Annotated in this window: 14 protein-coding genes and 2 pseudogenes; 12 read left to right on the forward strand and 4 right to left on the reverse strand. The window is 66.7% G+C overall.

What is annotated here, in order from left to right:
- Positions 1-256 precede the first annotated feature (256 nt).
- From A2X88_04875 to livF, 4 genes are read left to right on the forward strand one after another with little or no spacing between them, the layout of a single operon-like run.
- Entirely contained in the window at positions 257-1,129 is an 873-nt protein-coding gene (locus A2X88_04875; protein OGP33771.1) for a branched-chain amino acid ABC transporter permease, read from the forward strand.
- Between the two features lie 13 nt (positions 1,130-1,142).
- Entirely contained in the window at positions 1,143-2,147 is a 1,005-nt protein-coding gene (locus A2X88_04880) for an ABC transporter permease (protein ID OGP33772.1), read from the forward strand.
- A gap of 16 nt (positions 2,148-2,163) precedes the next feature.
- Entirely contained in the window at positions 2,164-2,883 is a 720-nt protein-coding gene (locus A2X88_04885; protein OGP33773.1) for an ABC transporter ATP-binding protein, read from the forward strand.
- On the forward strand, positions 2,876-3,580 hold the full coding sequence (gene livF, locus A2X88_04890; protein OGP33774.1) for a branched-chain amino acid ABC transporter ATP-binding protein: 705 nt from the start codon (positions 2,876-2,878) through the stop codon (positions 3,578-3,580). The genes A2X88_04885 and livF overlap by 8 nt, the downstream gene beginning before the upstream one ends.
- 4 nt (positions 3,581-3,584) lie before the next feature.
- Here the strand turns inward: livF and A2X88_04895 are convergent, their stop codons facing one another.
- A complete protein-coding gene (locus A2X88_04895; GenBank protein OGP33775.1) occupies positions 3,585-5,144 on the reverse strand; it encodes a hypothetical protein in 1,560 nt (519 codons plus the stop codon).
- Between the two features lie 24 nt (positions 5,145-5,168).
- Positions 5,169-5,498 carry a hypothetical protein gene (locus tag A2X88_04900; GenBank protein OGP33782.1) on the reverse strand — a complete coding sequence of 110 codons (330 nt, stop codon included), beginning with the start codon at positions 5,496-5,498 and terminating at the stop codon, positions 5,169-5,171.
- A gap of 131 nt (positions 5,499-5,629) precedes the next feature.
- On the opposite strand from A2X88_04900, the gene A2X88_04905 reads away from it, so the two are divergent.
- Both A2X88_04905 and A2X88_04910 read left to right on the forward strand, forming a co-directional pair.
- Positions 5,630-7,120 carry a hypothetical protein gene (locus A2X88_04905; protein OGP33776.1) on the forward strand — a complete coding sequence of 497 codons (1,491 nt, stop codon included), beginning with the start codon at positions 5,630-5,632 and terminating at the stop codon, positions 7,118-7,120.
- 33 nt (positions 7,121-7,153) lie between these two features.
- The gene (locus A2X88_04910) at positions 7,154-7,804 is read left to right on the forward strand and encodes a hypothetical protein (GenBank protein ID OGP33777.1); all 651 of its coding nucleotides are present in this window, start codon (positions 7,154-7,156) and stop codon (positions 7,802-7,804) included.
- Here A2X88_04910 and A2X88_04915 read toward each other — a convergent pair.
- On the reverse strand, positions 7,791-8,462 hold the full coding sequence (locus A2X88_04915) for a hypothetical protein (protein OGP33778.1): 672 nt from the start codon (positions 8,460-8,462) through the stop codon (positions 7,791-7,793). The two genes, A2X88_04910 and A2X88_04915, sit on opposite strands and share 14 nt — an antisense overlap.
- A gap of 229 nt (positions 8,463-8,691) precedes the next feature.
- Between A2X88_04915 and A2X88_04920 the strand changes: the two genes are divergently transcribed.
- The 6 genes and pseudogenes from A2X88_04920 (at position 8,692) to A2X88_04945 (ending at position 14,156) form a co-directional block, all read left to right on the forward strand.
- Positions 8,692-9,579 (forward strand): ATP phosphoribosyltransferase, encoded by an 888-nt coding sequence (locus A2X88_04920; GenBank protein ID OGP33779.1) that lies wholly within the window; start codon positions 8,692-8,694, stop codon positions 9,577-9,579.
- Between the two features lie 77 nt (positions 9,580-9,656).
- Positions 9,657-10,454 (forward strand): annotated as a pseudogene (locus tag A2X88_04925) (TIGR02757 family protein).
- Positions 10,455-11,015: 561 nt separating this feature from the next.
- Entirely contained in the window at positions 11,016-12,056 is a 1,041-nt protein-coding gene (locus A2X88_04930; protein OGP33783.1) for a hypothetical protein, read from the forward strand.
- Positions 12,057-12,093: 37 nt separating this feature from the next.
- Complete coding sequence (locus A2X88_04935; protein ID OGP33780.1) at positions 12,094-12,897, forward strand: fructose-bisphosphate aldolase; 804 nt, start codon at positions 12,094-12,096, stop codon at positions 12,895-12,897.
- The gene (locus A2X88_04940; GenBank protein ID OGP33784.1) at positions 12,897-13,895 is read left to right on the forward strand and encodes a hypothetical protein; all 999 of its coding nucleotides are present in this window, start codon (positions 12,897-12,899) and stop codon (positions 13,893-13,895) included. Before A2X88_04935 ends, A2X88_04940 begins: the two co-directional genes overlap by 1 nt.
- A 69-nt stretch (positions 13,896-13,964) precedes the next feature.
- The gene (locus A2X88_04945; protein OGP33781.1) at positions 13,965-14,156 is read left to right on the forward strand and encodes a preprotein translocase subunit TatA; all 192 of its coding nucleotides are present in this window, start codon (positions 13,965-13,967) and stop codon (positions 14,154-14,156) included.
- A 40-nt stretch (positions 14,157-14,196) separates the two neighbouring features.
- On the opposite strand, the pseudogene A2X88_04950 reads toward A2X88_04945, so the two are convergent.
- Positions 14,197-15,294, reverse strand: a pseudogene (locus A2X88_04950) (hypothetical protein).

Genomic DNA, 15,294 nt, shown 5'->3' on the forward strand with positions numbered 1-15,294 from the left:
AAGTTCGTCTCCTACGACAAGAAGACCCAGCAGAACAGGATCCCCACCTTCATGGTCCAGTGGCAGAAAGGGAACCTGGAAACCGTGTGGCCCAAGGAAGCGGCCAAGAAGAAGTACGTTTTCCCCGTTCTCAAGTGGAACGAGCGGAAGTAGTCCGACTGTACGCGAGGCCTGAAACGATCTCGAGGCCGGGCGGCGGGATCCTCGCCGCCCGGCCTCTCCACTGATCGGCTCTCCGGCCGATCCGGGAGTTTCCATGGACGTCTTTCTCCAGACCCTCGTTGCCGGCGTTCTCAAGGGCGGGCTGTACGCCCTGATCGGGATCGGCATGACGCTCATCATGGGCGTCATGGGGATCATCAACCTGGCCCACGGGCAGCTGATGATGGTGGCGATGTACATCACGTACGTCCTGCATCTCGCCGGCGTCGATCCGTATCTCTCCCTGTTCGTGGCGATGCCTGCCCTGTTCCTCCTCGGCTCCGTGATCCAGCGGTATCTCCTGAACCCCCTCCTGAAGGTGGACACGATCCTTCCCGAAAACCAGGTCCTCATGACGGTGGGGATCGGGATGGTTCTGACCGAGGTCATCCGGTTCATCTTCAAGTCCGACTACAAGTCGGTGACCACCGGGTACTCCAACGCCACCTTTTTCCTGGGGAACATCTCCTTCAGCGTGGCGCTGGTGATCTCCTTCCTCATCGCGATCGGCTTCACCGTCGCCATGTTCTTCTTTCTCATCAGGACCGACATCGGACGTTCGATCCGGGCGACCGCCCAGGACAAGGACGCCGCGGTCCTGATGGGGGTCAACACGGGGAAGATCACCATCATCACCTTCGGCCTGGGCTCGGGACTGGTCGCTGCCGCGGGGAGCCTCCTGGCCCCCGTCTTCTACGTATTTCCCGACATCGGGGGGCCGTTCACGGCGCGGGCCTTCATTATCACCATCCTCGGCGGCCTGGGGTCGACGGTGGGCGCCATCTTCGGGGGGGTCACCCTGGGTCTTGCCGAGAGCTTCGGGGCCACCTATATCAGCATGGATTACGAGAACATCATCGGCATGACCATCTTCGTGCTGGTCCTGCTCTTCCTGCCGGGCGGGTTCAAGCGCCTGACCAAAATCTAGGGGGAATCGGCGAATGAAAAAGAACCTCGTTCCCCTGATCGTGTTGGCGGTCCTGGCGGTCTTCCCCCTGGTGGTGAAGGACAACTACTACATGCACCTCATGATCCTGTTCCTCATGTGGGTGGTCATCGGTTCGGCCTGGAACCTCATCGCGGGCTACACGGGCCAGGTCTCTTTCGGGGACGCGGCCTTCTTCGGAAGCGGCGCATACGCCGCGGGCCTCCTTTCCGTCCATCTCCACATCTCCGCCTGGTGGGGACTCGCCCTCGGGGGGTTCGCAGCCGTTGCCGTCGGCCTGCCGTTCGGCTGGATCTGTTTCCGGATGCGGGGGGCCTACTTCGCCCTGGCCACCCTGGCGCTCAACGAGGTCATGCGGCACAGCGCGGCCATCGCGGAAGGGTTCACCGGGGGGATGGTCGGCATCCTGATCATGCCCTCCTTCGTGTCGAAGGTCCCCTACTATTACGTCGCCCTGGGGATGGCGGTCGCCGCCGTGATCAGCATCCAGTGGATCGTCCACGCCAAGCCCGGGTACTACTTCGTCTCCATCCGGGAGGACCAGGACGCCGCGGAAAGTCTCGGGATCAATACCCATTATTACAAGATGCTCTCGCTGGCCATCGCGGCGTTCTGGACGGGGGTTGCGGGCTCCCTCTACATGAACTACATGGGCTTCATCGATCCCGACGTGGTCTTTTCCCTCCACGACATCTCCATCATGGCGATCCTCGTCGGGATCGTCGGTGGCGTGGGAACGATCCATGGCCCGGCGGTGGGGGCATTCGTCATGGTGACCGTTCAGGAACTGTTCCGTTCCGGGTTCTTCGGTCTCTTCAAGTTCCTGGCGAAAGCCACCGGATCCAGCACCATCGGCAGGATCGCGGAGACGATCACCGGCGCGCACATTCTCGGGTTCGGAATCCTGGTGGTCGTGGTGATCCTCGTGCTGCCCAACGGGATCGTGGGTGACTGGCCGAAAATCCGGAATGCCTTCTTCCGGACCAAACCCGCCACCTGAGCGTAAGGAGAGGCGCGTGGCATACTTCCAGGTCGAAAAACTCGTCAAGTATTTCGGCGGCCTCGCGGCCGTCAACGGGGTCTCCTTCCAGGTGGAGAAGGGGGAGATCCTGGGCCTCATCGGCCCCAACGGGTCCGGCAAGACGACCACGTTCAACATGATCAGCGCATACCACCGCCCCACCTCCGGCCGGGTCCTCTTCAAGGGCCAGGAGATCCACCGGCTGCCGACGCACAAGATCTGCCGACTGGGAATCGGAAGGACGTTCCAGGTGGTGAAGCCCCTCGGGAGAATGAGCGTGCTCGACAACGTCATCGCGGCGGCCTACTCGAGGGTCAACTCCCGCAGGGAAGCACACGAACATGCCCTCGAGACGATCCGGTTCTGCGGCATGACCCCGGTCAAGGACGTGCTGGCCAAGTCCCTCCCCATCGCGGGGAGGAAACGACTCGAGATCGCCCGGGCGATGGCGACAAGGCCGGAGCTTCTCCTGCTCGACGAGACGGCGGCGGGGCTCAATCCCACCGAGCTGCTGGCGGCGATAGAACTCATCCAGAAGATCCGGGAGAATGGCACCACCATCATCATCATCGAGCACATCATGCACGTCATCATGACGATCTCCGACCGGATCCACGCCATCAACTTCGGGCAGACGATCGCGGAGGGGACGCCGAAGGAAGTGGCGGCGAACAAGGAAGTGATCGAAGCCTACCTGGGGACCGACTATGCTTAAGGTGGAGAACATCAACGTGTTTTACGGCGACCTCCAGGTTCTCTGGGGCGTCTCGTTCGAGGTCCGCGAAGGGGAGATCCTCGTTCTGGTCGGGGCGAACGGCGCCGGGAAGTCCACGACGCTCAAGACGATCTCCGGCATCCTGAAACCGAAAATCGGCAGCATCCATTTCAAGGGAGCCCGCCTCGACGAGTTGCCCGCGGACCAGGTGATCTCCCACGGTGTGGTCCACGTCCCGGAGGCGAGACGCCTCTTCCGGGAGATGACCGTCGAGGAGAACCTCGTCATGGGGTCGCTCGCCCCCGAGGCGAAGAAGAGGCGCGCGGAAACGCTGGCGTGGGTCTACGAGCTCTTCCCGAGGATGAAGGAACGCCGCAAGCAGTTGGCGGGAACGATGAGCGGCGGGGAGCAGCAGATGGCGGCGATCGGCAGGGGGCTGATGGCCCTTCCGAAGCTCCTCATGTTCGACGAGCCATCCCTGGGTTTGGCCCCCATCCTCGTGGAGGACGTCTTCAACATCGTAAAAAAGATCAACGGGGAAGGGGTGACCGTCCTCCTCGTGGAGCAGAACGTTCGCCAGACCCTCGCCCTGTGCCACCGGGCCTACGTGCTCGAGAACGGCCGGGTTGTACTCTCCGGGACGGGGAAGGAATTGCTGAACGACGAGCACGTCAAGGAAGCCTACCTGGGGATTTAGTGCACTAGGCGAAGCAGATGCAGTAGCCGTTGTCGATCCCCGCATCGGAGAGGTCCCGGGTCTTGCGTACCCCCGCGCAGGCGATCCGGGTCCGCGCCATGGACGACAGGATCCGCGGCCTCGCCCCCTTCCCGGCCGTTCCTCCCTCCGGAAGATCCTTCGTGGCCACGTGAAGGATCGCCTTCTCCGTCAGCACCTCGTAGGCCTCGTAGAAGGGATGCTCGGTCGAGATGTCCCCTTCCGGGTTCCCCATGTGGTACCAGCATCCCCCCCCGTGGAAGTAGCGCAGGTCGTTCACCCGGCCTCCGGCCGGGGGAAGGACGGTGAACGACCGGATCCTGCGCGCCGCCGCGCTCTCCCGCCACAGACGGCCGATCTCTCCGGGGACGTAGCCGCCCCGCCCGTCGAGCAGGGTGCCGAGGTTGAAGGAGCTGTCGTGCATCGTGGTCGCGCACGGGTGGAGCATCCCGTCCGCGTTGATCCCGAGGATGGTGTAGCCGGCCCCGCACATGTCCTTGCGCGGCCCGTTCGAGGCGATCGCCTCGAAGATCTTGTCGTTCGTGATCTGGAGGCTCGTCCGGATCCCGTCCCGCTTCGCCTGCCGGACCGCCTCCTTGCATCCCGTGACGACGTCGATCAGGTCGGACGGGGAGAGCTTCGCCGTATCCCCCTCCCGCGCGTTTCCGGCGCTGATCACGTAGAGGATGTGGTGGTACTCGACCGCGCGGTTTCCCTCCCTCTTGCCGGCGAGCAGGCGGGTGAGTCCGGGAACCCGCGAGGCGGTCTGCGGCGTCGGTGTGGAGCTGACCCCGACACGGACTCCCTCGCGGAGAAGGTTGCGGATCCCCTCCATCGCGCGTCCGAACGATCCCGCCCCGCGCAGGAGGGCGTTCGATTCCTCGTCCGGCCCCTCCAGGCTGACCTGCACCACCAGCCGGTCGCGGAATCGCGCGAGCCGCTTCGCCCGCTCCGGCGTCGCCAGGGTCCCGTTCGTGAAAAGGATCGCCCGGGATCGGCAGGTCGCCCCTTCCAGCAGGTCATCGGGGTCCTCCCGGAGGAACGGCTCCCCGCCGGTCAGGTAGAAGACCTCCGCGCCCAGGGAGCGGCACTCCTCCATCATGGAGAGCAGGGCCTCCCGTCCGACCTTCCTCCGGTCGTTCGCCACCCGTTCGTAGGTGTAGCAGTGGCGGCAGGCCATGTTGCACTCGTAGTTGGTGACGATCCAGACCTCGTGGAGCTTCTCCGGCGCCAGGATTCCGGCGCGGGCCACGAGCTCCCCGGTGATCGGCTCGGTGGAGAGGAACTCCTTCCGGGCCAGGTCGGCCGCGAAGCGCTCCAGCATTTCGCCGGCCTCCTCCGCCGGAAGCAGCCCCTTCGACGCCGCCTCCCGTCCGGCCTCCGCCAGCGTTTTCCCGGGAAGGATCCCCAGGATCCCGATCCCCGGCCGGTTCAGGCAGATCCAGTTCGCCCGCTCCCGGTCGATCGCGACGCAGACCCCGTCCTTCTCGCGGACGACATGCTCCGGCACAAAGCAGCGGTCATCGGGGTCGAACGGGAACGGCATGGCGGTCTCCTTCGAGGTTTCCCCTCAATCCTCCTCGAGCGTCTTGAGCGCCTGGACGCCGTGCACGAGGGAGGCGCCGCCCCGGGTGACGGAGGCGACGTGGATCGCCTCGGCCATCTCCTCCAGCGTGGCCCCCGCCGACCGGGCTCCCTTGGCATGGACGTCGATGCAATAGGGGCACTGGATCGCGTGGGAGACGGCGAAGGCGATCAGCTCCTTCGTCTTCCTTCCCAGGGCGCCTTCCGCGAAGGCCGCCGCGGACCAGGCGTTGTAGGCCTCGAAGGGCTCCGGGGCGAAGTCCTTGAGGTCCGGGAAGGCGTTCAGGTCGGTATTCGTGTACAAGGGACGGGACATGAAGGAAACCCCCCTGAAGATGGCACGGTTTTTCCAATATATCACAGTCGTTTCCGCGAGCCGGAGTTCTTGACAATTCCTCCGTTCCCCCAATATCTTGCAACATGGGTAAGGAACTCGGGAGGACGCCGATGAAGATGGAACTGGCGGTGGGGGATATCCTCCGGACCCGCGCCGACATGCTCGTCGTGAACCTGTTCGAGGGGACGAAAACGCCGGGGGGAGCCACCGGCGCGGTGGACCGGGCGATCGGGGGGGCGATCTCCGCGGCGGTCCGGGACGGCGATTTTTCCGGGAAGTGGGGCGAAACGCTCTCCCTGCGCCCGGGGAAGGGGATCGCCTCCCCCCGGGTGCTGGTGGTCGGCCTGGGGAAGAAGGAGGCGTTCACGCCGGACCATGTCCGGCAGGCGGCGCTCCCGGTGATGCGGGTCGCGAAGAAGCTCAAGGTCCGGTCGGTCGCCTCGGTGCTTCACGGAGCCGGGGCGGGAGGGCTGGATCCGGAGGAGGCGGCACGGTTCGCTGCATTGGGCGCGGTCCTCTCCGGCTTCGAATTCGATCGGTACAAGTCGGAGAAGGGGAGCCGGGTGGATCTGTTCCGGTGGGTCGAGCGGGACGAAACGGCGGCCCGCCCCATCCGGAAGGGGATCGCCCACGGCATGCGTCTCGGAGAGGCGATCAACTGGGGGCGGGACCTGGTCGCGTCTCCCCCGGGGGATCTGCGCCCGGACGGGCTGGCCCGGGCCGCGAAGCGGATCGCGGGAGGGAAGGTACGGGTGAAGGTCTTCGGCCGGAAGGAGGCCGAGGCCTGGAAGATGGGAGGGCTGCTGGCGGTCGGCCGGGGGAGCCGGATTTCCCCGCGGCTGATCGTCGCCGAGTACCGGGGGGGGAAGCCCGGGGAGCGCTGGACGGCCCTGATCGGAAAGGGGGTGACCTTCGACACGGGGGGGATCTCCCTGAAGAAGTGGGAAGGGATGGAGAAGATGAAGTACGACATGGCGGGAGGGGCGGGGATGCTGGCGGCAATCCGCGCCGCCGCGGCGCTCGGGATCCGGCGGAACGTCGTCGCGGTCGTCCCCGCGGTCGAGAACATGCCCTCGGGAGACGCCTACCGCCCGGGCGACGTCCTGCGGATGATGTCCGGGAAAACGGTCGAGGTGCTCTCCACCGACGCGGAAGGGAGGCTGATCCTCGCCGACGCGATCGCCTTCGCGAAGAAGCGGTACCGGCCGGAGGTCATCGTCGACGCGGCCACGCTGACCGGGGCCTGCGTGGTGGCCCTGGGCAGCGTCACGCTGGGGATGATGGGGAACGACCCGAAGGTGCTGGCCCGGATGAAGGCCGCCTCCGAGGCCTCCTTCGAGAGGGCCTGGGAGCTGCCGCTGCACGAGGAGTACCGGGAGCAGCTGAAGAGCGACGTCGCGGACCTGAAGAACATCGGAGGACCCGAGGCGGGGGCGATCACGGCGGGAGTTTTCCTGAAGGAGTTCGCCGGGGACACCCCCTGGGTCCACATGGACATCGCCGGGGTCGCCTGGATGGAAAAGGAGAAGATGGGATACGCTCCCGGCCCTACCGGCGTCCCGGTGCGCCTGCTGGTGCGGTTCCTGTTGCAAGGGAGGTAGGAAGCCACGTCGGGGGAGCCCGAAGGAGAAGCGATGGGGAAAAAACCGCCCGCGGAGCCCGGGAAAGACAGACACATCGGATGCCCCTTTTGCACGATCCAGATCCCCGCGGAGTCGACGGTCTGCCCGCATTGCCGGAATCCCGTCTCTTCCCGGGGAACGGGGGGGGGGAAGCCGGCGCGGAGGATCCTTCCTTCCGTCGAGGGGCTTTCCTCCGGCTTCTGGGACCGGTACGCTATCTGGATCAAGGTGGCGGGTCCGGTTCTCCTCGCGGTGATCGTCCTCTTTTTCGTATACCAGAAATGGACCGGCATCCGGGTGACCGTGGCCGCGAACCGCGACCTGCCGGTGCGGGTGGAGAAGGAGCGGAAAGGGAACACGGTGGTGATCCGCGGCACGGTGACGAACGAGGGGGAGGATGTCCCCGATCTGTCGCTCCGCTCGATCCGCGTCCTCGTCGAATTCCAGTACCGGGACGGCCGCCGCGACCGGAAGACGGTCTTCCCGAAGTCCCAGTACCGGGGGGAGGGGGCGCTGCTCCGGGGGGAGACCGGCGCCTTCGAGATCGTCGCCCCTTCCGACCGGCTGGATGGGGTGTCGCTGAAAACCGAGGTCGTCGACCTGGGCCTCGGACAGCATCTGATCCCTTCCCGTCAGAGGGGCATTCCGTCTACCGGGAGGTGACCCACCGCCGGGTCCGCGGGCAGGAGGGAGACCCGCGGAAGGCGGCCCTCCGGCGCAGCTTCTCCAGGTCTCCCGCCCTGTCCACGTCGAACTCCGCGGGGAGGAAGGCGTAGGAAAGCCCGGCCCGGCGGCAGCGCCGGGTGACCTCCCCGAGAACCGAACCGGTCCCCCACGCGACCCCCCGGAAAAGGAACGCAACGGGGAAGGAGACCCCGATCAGGTGGAATCCGCCGTCCTCGCTGGGCCCGAGCACGAGGTCGGCCGGCCCGTCGAGCTCCCGGAAGGCGGACCGGACGCGGCCCGCCGCAAGGAAGGGGCAATCGGCGCCGATCACGACGACCCGCCGGGCTCCCCCCGCCAGGGCGGTCCGCATGGCATGATCCATCCGGGCCCCGAGATCCTTCCCCCGCTGCGAAACCGGCTCGTACCGGCGGAAGGGGCCGGTCCGGAAGTGGCGCTCCCCGTCCGGGGGAGAGAAGAAGAGGTAGCGGCGGACCCCCCGCAAACGTTCCCCCATCTCCTCGGCGACATCGCCGAGCAGGCACGAGTAGAGGGATGCGGCCGCCCGGGGACTTAAAGGGGGGCTAAGGCGCGTCTTCACGGTCCCCGGAAGAGGGGCCTTCGCCATCAGGATCAGCGCCTTCGAAGGATCCTTCATCGACTCCTCCCCATCCGGCGTCGCCGGCGGCAACCATTGTACCGGACCGGACGGGGAACGCGAGACCGGAGCGGGAAGGGGGTCCGCCCCAGGCCCCCTAGGGGTGCCTCGGCCACCCTTCCCGTCTCGAAACCGTAGGTTCCAAACCCGGGTGTTCCAAACCCGGGTTGCCAGGGATCTTCCCCGTGGGTAGTATATGAAATAACCGTTTTCTCCGGAGAGGAACGCCATGAAGCCGAAGGGACACAACGTCCTGAACATCGGACTCCCGAAGGGAAGCCTGCAGGAGTCCACGCTGAAGCTGTTCCGGAAGGCCGGGTTCACCATCTCGGTGGGATCGCGAAGCTACATCCCCACCATCGACGACCCGGAGCTGTCGGGGCTTCTGATCCGCGCGCAGGAGATGGCCCGGTACGTCCAGGACGGCATCCTCGACCTGGGGCTCACCGGGCGGGACTGGGTATTGGAGCAGAACGCGAAGGTCCGGGAGGTCTGCCCCCTTCTGTACTCGAAGGGGGGCTTGCGTCCCGTCCGCTGGGTGGTGGCCGTCCCGAACGACTCCCCGATCCGGAGGATCGAGGACCTCGCCGGGAAGCGGATCGCCACGGAGCTGGTCCAGTACACCCGACGGTTCCTGCGGGAGCGGGGGATCGAGGCGCAGGTCGAGTTCTCCTGGGGGGCCACCGAGGTGAAGGCGCCGCGGCTGGCGGACGCGATCGTGGAGCTGACCGAGAGCGGCAGCACGCTCCGGGCGAACAACCTGCGGATCGTCGACACCGTTCTCGAATCGACGACCGTACTCATCGCGAACCGGGAATCCTGGAAAAATCCGTGGAAGCGGCGGAAGATCGAGACGATCGAGATGCTGCTGGCGGGAGCCCTGCGGGCGGAGGAGAAGGTCGGGGTCAAGATGAACGTGAAAAGCGCCGACCTCAAAGGCCTCCTGAAGGTCCTCCCCGCCATGCAGAACCCGACGGTCTCCTCCCTCTCCGAGGCGGGGTGGTTCAGCCTCGAGGTGATCGTGGACGAGAAGACGGTCCGGGAGCTGATCCCGATACTGAAAAAGATGGGGGCCTCGGGGATCGTGGAGTACCCCCTGAACAAGGTGATCCCGTAGCCGGGCCGGACCGATCCCCTCTCCGGGACGCGCTCGAGGCGGCCTGCCGGCGGCGCGAAGCCGCCTGCACGGACTCCGACCCGGTGCGCTTCCCCCGCCGGTACCGGGATCCCCGCGACATCGAGACGGCCGCCTTTCTCGCGGCGACCTTTGCCTTCGGGAGGGTCTCCCAGATCCACCGCTTCCTCGAGCGTCTCTTCGCGGAGCTTTCCCCCTCTCCGCACGAGGCCCTTTGCGGTCCGCGCCCGGTCCCGTTCCGGCGGGTGGCGGGACTCTCCCACCGCTTCATCTCCCCGAAGGGGGTGCACCGGTTTCTCGGGTGCGTCCGGAAGGCGCTGCTCGCCCACGGGTCGCTGGAAGGGCTCTACCGCCGCGGGACGGGGGAGTCCGTGGATCTCCGGGAGGGGTTGTCCGGATTCCTCGGAGGATTCCGAAGGGCCTGGGGAAAGGATCTTCCGCGGGAACGTGATTTTCTGTTTCCCGACCCGTGGGGGGGATCCGCCTGCAAGCGGCACAACCTCTTCCTGCGCTGGATGGTCCGGGGCGGGGACGGGGTGGACCTGGGGATCTGGACGGTGCTGGCGCCGGGGGATCTTGTCGTGCCTCTGGACACCCACATGGCGAGGCTGGGCCGGTGGATGAGGCTGACCCGCCGCCGCGGGGCGGATTGGAAGGCCGCGGAGGAGATCACGCGGGCCTTCCGGTCGGTCTGCCCCGAAGACCCGCTGCGGTTCGATTTCCCCCTGACCCGGATCGGGATCCTCGGGGAATGCACCGCCCGGCGCAGAGGACGCTGCCGCGCCTGTCCGATCGCCCCCGTCTGCGCCGCCCGGGAAGGGGAATTAGCTGTTGCCGTCCCTTCCCCGCTGGGATAGATTCAGGGGTGGGAAACGTCACGACGCAAGGAGTGGAACATGGCGGATAAGAAGATGAAAATCGGGGAGATGCTGGCCTCCTCCGGCCTGATCACCGAGGAACAGCTCCAAAGCGCCCTGAAGAGCCAGAGCCAGATGGGGGGTACTCTCGGGGAGAACCTGATCCGCCAGGGATACGTGGACGAGGCGGCCCTCCTGAACGCCCTGTCCGAGCAGATCGGCCTCCAGCACATCAACCTCACCCGGGTCGAGATTCCCCCGTCGATCCAGCGGCAGGTCTCCGTCGAGACGGTCCGCTCCCGAAGGCTCCTCCCGATCGGCTTCGAGGGGAAGCATCTCGTGGTCGGCATGGTCGATCCGACCGACCTCGGCGCCCTCTCCGAGGTGGAGTTCCAGTCCGGCCACCCCACGAAACCGGTGATCCTCTCCGCGTCCCACTTCGACGAGGCGATCAAGTTCTTCCAGTCCGAGGGGTTCGGCGAGAAGCCGCTGCGGCTCCAGGTCGAGAGGTCCCCCCGGAGGGAGAAGGTCGACAGGAACCTCCCGGCGTTTCTTCGGACGCTGGTCTCCTGGAACGGGCAGGATCTTCACCTGTCGGCCGGTGCGATCCCCTCCGTCCGGGTGGACGGGGAGATCCTGCGCCTCGGGGTTCCCGCGCTGCGGCCGGTCGAGGTCGAGCAGATGGTGTACGGCATCCTCACGCCGGAGCAGAGGAAAACCTTCCAGGAGTATTACGAGCTCGATTTCGCCTACTCCATGGACGGCGTCGGGCGCTTCCGCTGCAACCTGTACCGCCAGCGCGGGTCGATCGCGTTCACCGCGCGCCACGTGGCGGACAAGATCCCGACCGCCGCGGAGCTGGGTCTGCCCGACTTCCTCCGGGAATGCGTGATGCAGAAGCAGGGGCTCGTGCTGGTCACCGGTTCGAACGGTCACGGGAAGACCACCACCCTGGCCAACCTCGTGGACGCCATCAACCGAGAGCGCAAGGTGAACATCATCACGATCGAGGACCCGATCGAGTACACCCACCGCCACAAGAGCTCGAACGTCAACCAGCGGGAGATCGGGACCGACACCCTCTCCTTCTCCGACGGGCTTCGCCACATCTTCCGCCAGAACCCCGACGTGATCGTCATCGGGGAGATGCGGGACTACGAGAGCTTCGCGATCGCCCTCACGGCGGCCGAGACGGGGCACCTCGTCATCGGGACGGTCCACTCGCTGAACGCCACGGCGGCGATCGACCGGATCGTCGACATCTTCCCCCCGACCCAGCATGGCCAGATCCGCGCCCAGCTGGCCGACTGCCTGCTCGTGGTCTTCTCGCAGCGTCTCCTGCGCCGGGCCTCCGGCAGCGGACGCGTCCTGGCCTGGGAGAAGATGAGCAGCTCCCTGCGGGTGCGCAACGCCATCCGGGAGGGGAAGGTTCACCTCCTGCGCGGGATGATGCAGTCGAACGTCGAGGAGCTGGTGAGCATCGACTGGAACCTCGCGGAACTGGTCTCCTCCGGGAAGGTGAAGTACGACGAGGCGCTCAAATATGCCGACAGCGCGCCCTACCTCAACGACCTGCTGAAGGTCCGCAAGGTCTACAAGTAGGGGAATTTCCGGACCGCGGGAGACGGAGGGAGGGACGATGATCGGGAAGCGGATCCGCCTGGAGCGGATCGTCGACCGGAACACCCGCAGGACCGTCATCGTCCCGATGGACCACGGGATGACGGTGGGGCCGATCCCCGGCCTGGTGCAGATCCCGCCCATGGCGAATCTGGTCGCGGAGGGAGGGGCCAACGCCGCCGTCGTGCACCGCGGGGCCGCCATGTTCGGCCACCGCGGCTACGGGAAGGACCTCGGGCTGATCCTGCACCTCTCCGCCAGCACCAGCCTCTCTCCGGATTCGAACGCCAAGGTCCCTGTCGCCACCGTCGAGGACGCCCTCCAGATGGGGGCCGACGCCGTGTCGATCCATGTGAACCTCGGGGCGGAGGACGAGGCCCGGATGCTCCGGGACTTCGGGGAGATCTCCAGCGCCTGCCAGCGGTGGGGAATGCCGCTGCTGGCGATGATCTACACGCGGGGGCCCAGGATCCCGAACGAATACGACGTCCGGTATGTCCGCCACGCGGCCCGCGTGGGCGCCGAAATGGGGGCCGACATCGTGAAGGTCCCCTACACGGGAAGCCCCGAGACCTTCCGCGAGGTCGTCGAGGGTTGCGCCTCCCCCGTAGTGATCGCGGGGGGGGAGAAGATGGGGAGCGACGAGGAGGTCCTCCGCATGGTCCAGGCGGCGATCCAGGTGGGGGGCGCCGGGGCCTCCATCGGCCGGAACGTCTTCCAGCACAAGTCGCCGGTCCTCATGACCCGGGCGATCGTGGCGGTCGTCCACGAGGGAGCCACGATCCGGGAGGCGCTCGGGATCCTCGGGAAGAAGGGGAAATGATGGGGCCGGTCCTGTGGGCGAGGATCATCCCCTGGGACAAGGAGATGGTGGAGGCGGCCCTCGAGTCGGGGGTCGGGACGCTCTGGATCCCGGACGGGTGCCTCCGCCAGACCCGGGAACTCGGAAGGATCTCCGCGGTCTGCGCGGAGGGGGAGATCCGCGAGGGGAGGGATTTCCGCGTCATCGAACTGCGGGGGAAGGAGGACGAGACGGCCATTCTCGACTCCCCCCCCGACGCGCTCTGGGTGGTCGTCCCGAGGGAGCGGGAGGTGATCCCGCTTGAGAACCTCGTCGCCTGGCGCAGGAAGATCCTGGCGGTCGCCCGGACGCCGGAAGAGGTCGCCCTCTACCGGGGAGTGCTCGAGCGGGGGGTGCACGGGATCGTCCTGTCGGCCGACTCCCCCGCCCGGATGCGGGAGATGGCGGCCGCGGGCCGGCAGGTGGACGAGAGGGTGCCGCTGGTCCCGGGAAGGGTCACCGAAGTGTCCTCCCTGGGGATCGGCGACCGGGTCTGCGTGGACACCTGTTCCCTGATCGAGGGGAGCCGGGGGATGCTGACGGGAAATTCCAGCGCCGGTCTTTTCCTCGTCTGCGCGGAGAACCGCCCGAACCCGTATGTCCTCCCGCGGCCGTTCCGGGTGAACGCGGGCGCGGTCCATTCCTACTGCCGGCTTCCCGGCGGCCGCACCGCCTATCTCTCGGAACTCCGCTCGGGAGCGGAGGTGCTGCTGGTGAACGAGGGCGGGGCCGGGGAGAGGGCCTGCGTGGGAAGGGTCAAGGTGGAGCGAAGGCCGCTGCTCCTGGTCCGCGCGGAGGGGCCCACGGGGAGGAGCCATTCCGCGGTTCTCCAGAACGCGGAGACGGTCCGCCTGGTGGAACCGGGGGGAGAGGCGCTCTCGGTGGCATCCCTTTCCGTCGGCGATTCCGTCCTGCTCGCGGAGGAGGCGGCGGGGCGTCACTTCGGGGTGGCGGTCGAGGAAACGATCCGGGAAAATTGAGATCTCTTCGTCGTTCCGGGTGGTAGAATAGGGGTGTCGGGCGGCGAGCGCCTGGAAGGGGGGCACGGCATGTTCGGACTCGGGTTACCGGAGCTTCTGATCATTCTCGTGATCGTGGTTCTCCTGTTCGGGGCGGGGAGGCTTCCGCAGATCGGCTCCGGCATCGGAGAGGGAATCCGGAACTTCAAGAAGTCGATGAAGGACAAGAACGAGATCGACGTGACCCCGGAAAAACCGGGGGAAGAGGGCAAGACGAAGTAGGCCGGGCTCCTTCGGTCCTTCCCGGCCGGTCCGGCCCCTCCTACTCGACGTCCCGGGCTTCCGTCCGGTATTCCTCGATCCCCTCGGGGGCGTCGAAGAAGACGACCATGAAGGGGATCGATTTCCCCGGTGCGATATCCAGGTTCGCGAGCCGGTCTCCCCACCGGTTGGCCATTCCCTTCTCGATCGTATCCCGCGGGAGGGCGCGCAGATCCTCCCCGGGGAGCACGTTCCCCGCGAAGGCGGTCTTCAGGGCGACAGGCTGTCCGTTCCGGTCGAACAGGGACGCCTGCACGCGGATGCCGCTTCGCTTTTTCCGCCCCTGGTTGGCGACCGTTCCCTTGATTACGAAGAGCTTCCCCGCCTTCGCGTTCGGCTCGTAGTATCCGATGAGGTTGCCCACGACGTACCGGGGGACAGCCTGCTCCCCGCCGAGCCAGAGCGACTCCATGAGCGGAACCAGCCGGCGAAGGGTCTCCTGCCCTCCCGGCGTGAACCCGAGGTAGGCTCCCCCTCCCGCGATCACGAGGAACAGGACCAGGAGGGTCAGGATGGCCGGACGCCCCGAACTGTACGTTTTCTCCCGCGGCGCCGTGGCGGCGGGACGGGCCGGGATCTTCCGGACGGGGGGCACCGACGGGACGGCGGCGGCGGGTGGAGGCAGCGTGTCCGGGACATCCGGCGATCCGCCTCCAATCTCCTGCAATTCCCTCTGGATCGCCTCCAGCCTGTCCGGCATGACCTCTTCCGGGATCTCCTGACGGGTTACGAATTCCGGGGGTTTCTCCGCCGGCGCTTCCTCGGCAGAGGGATCGGTACGCAGGTTCCCCGAGATGTCGAAGGCGGTATCGGTTTCGGCCCGCCGGTAATCCTCCTTCAGGAAATCGAGCGAATCGGCGTCGTTCAGCATCAGCTCGAACGGTTTTTTCCCGGCGGGATCCGGTTTCTCCCCGGGGGAGAACATCGTGGAGAGGAACAGGTCCTCTCTCGTGGCCTTGTCAACCGCTGCCGGAGCTTCCCTGGCGGCCGGCTCTTCCCACGGAACGTCCGCGTGCGCCGGGGGGATCTCCGGCTCCGGCGCCTCCGGTTCCTCCTCCGGAGCGGTAGCGGTCGGCTCGGCTGCTTCGTGCGCAGGCTC

The organism is Deltaproteobacteria bacterium GWC2_65_14 (genome assembly GCA_001797615.1).
Taxonomy (GTDB): domain Bacteria; phylum Desulfobacterota; class Deferrimicrobia; order Deferrimicrobiales; family Deferrimicrobiaceae; genus GWC2-65-14.

Excerpts from the sequence above, each read along its gene's own strand:
- A2X88_04910 (OGP33777.1), top strand. The coding sequence starts at position 7,154 with ATGGGGAAAAAACCGCCCGCGGAGCCCGGGAAAGACAGACACATCGGA.
- A2X88_04920 (OGP33779.1), top strand. The coding sequence starts at position 8,692 with ATGAAGCCGAAGGGACACAACGTCCTGAACATCGGACTCCCGAAGGGA.
- A2X88_04895 (OGP33775.1), bottom strand. The coding sequence starts at position 5,144 with ATGCCGTTCCCGTTCGACCCCGATGACCGCTGCTTTGTGCCGGAGCAT.
- A2X88_04940 (OGP33784.1), top strand. The coding sequence starts at position 12,897 with ATGGGGCCGGTCCTGTGGGCGAGGATCATCCCCTGGGACAAGGAGATG.
- A2X88_04905 (OGP33776.1), top strand. The coding sequence starts at position 5,630 with ATGAAGATGGAACTGGCGGTGGGGGATATCCTCCGGACCCGCGCCGAC.
- A2X88_04935 (OGP33780.1), top strand. The coding sequence starts at position 12,094 with ATGATCGGGAAGCGGATCCGCCTGGAGCGGATCGTCGACCGGAACACC.
- A2X88_04880 (OGP33772.1), top strand. The coding sequence starts at position 1,143 with ATGAAAAAGAACCTCGTTCCCCTGATCGTGTTGGCGGTCCTGGCGGTC.
- A2X88_04900 (OGP33782.1), bottom strand. The coding sequence starts at position 5,498 with ATGTCCCGTCCCTTGTACACGAATACCGACCTGAACGCCTTCCCGGAC.
- A2X88_04875 (OGP33771.1), top strand. The coding sequence starts at position 257 with ATGGACGTCTTTCTCCAGACCCTCGTTGCCGGCGTTCTCAAGGGCGGG.
- A2X88_04945 (OGP33781.1), top strand. The coding sequence starts at position 13,965 with ATGTTCGGACTCGGGTTACCGGAGCTTCTGATCATTCTCGTGATCGTG.
- A2X88_04915 (OGP33778.1), bottom strand. The coding sequence starts at position 8,462 with ATGAAGGATCCTTCGAAGGCGCTGATCCTGATGGCGAAGGCCCCTCTT.
- livF (OGP33774.1), top strand. The coding sequence starts at position 2,876 with ATGCTTAAGGTGGAGAACATCAACGTGTTTTACGGCGACCTCCAGGTT.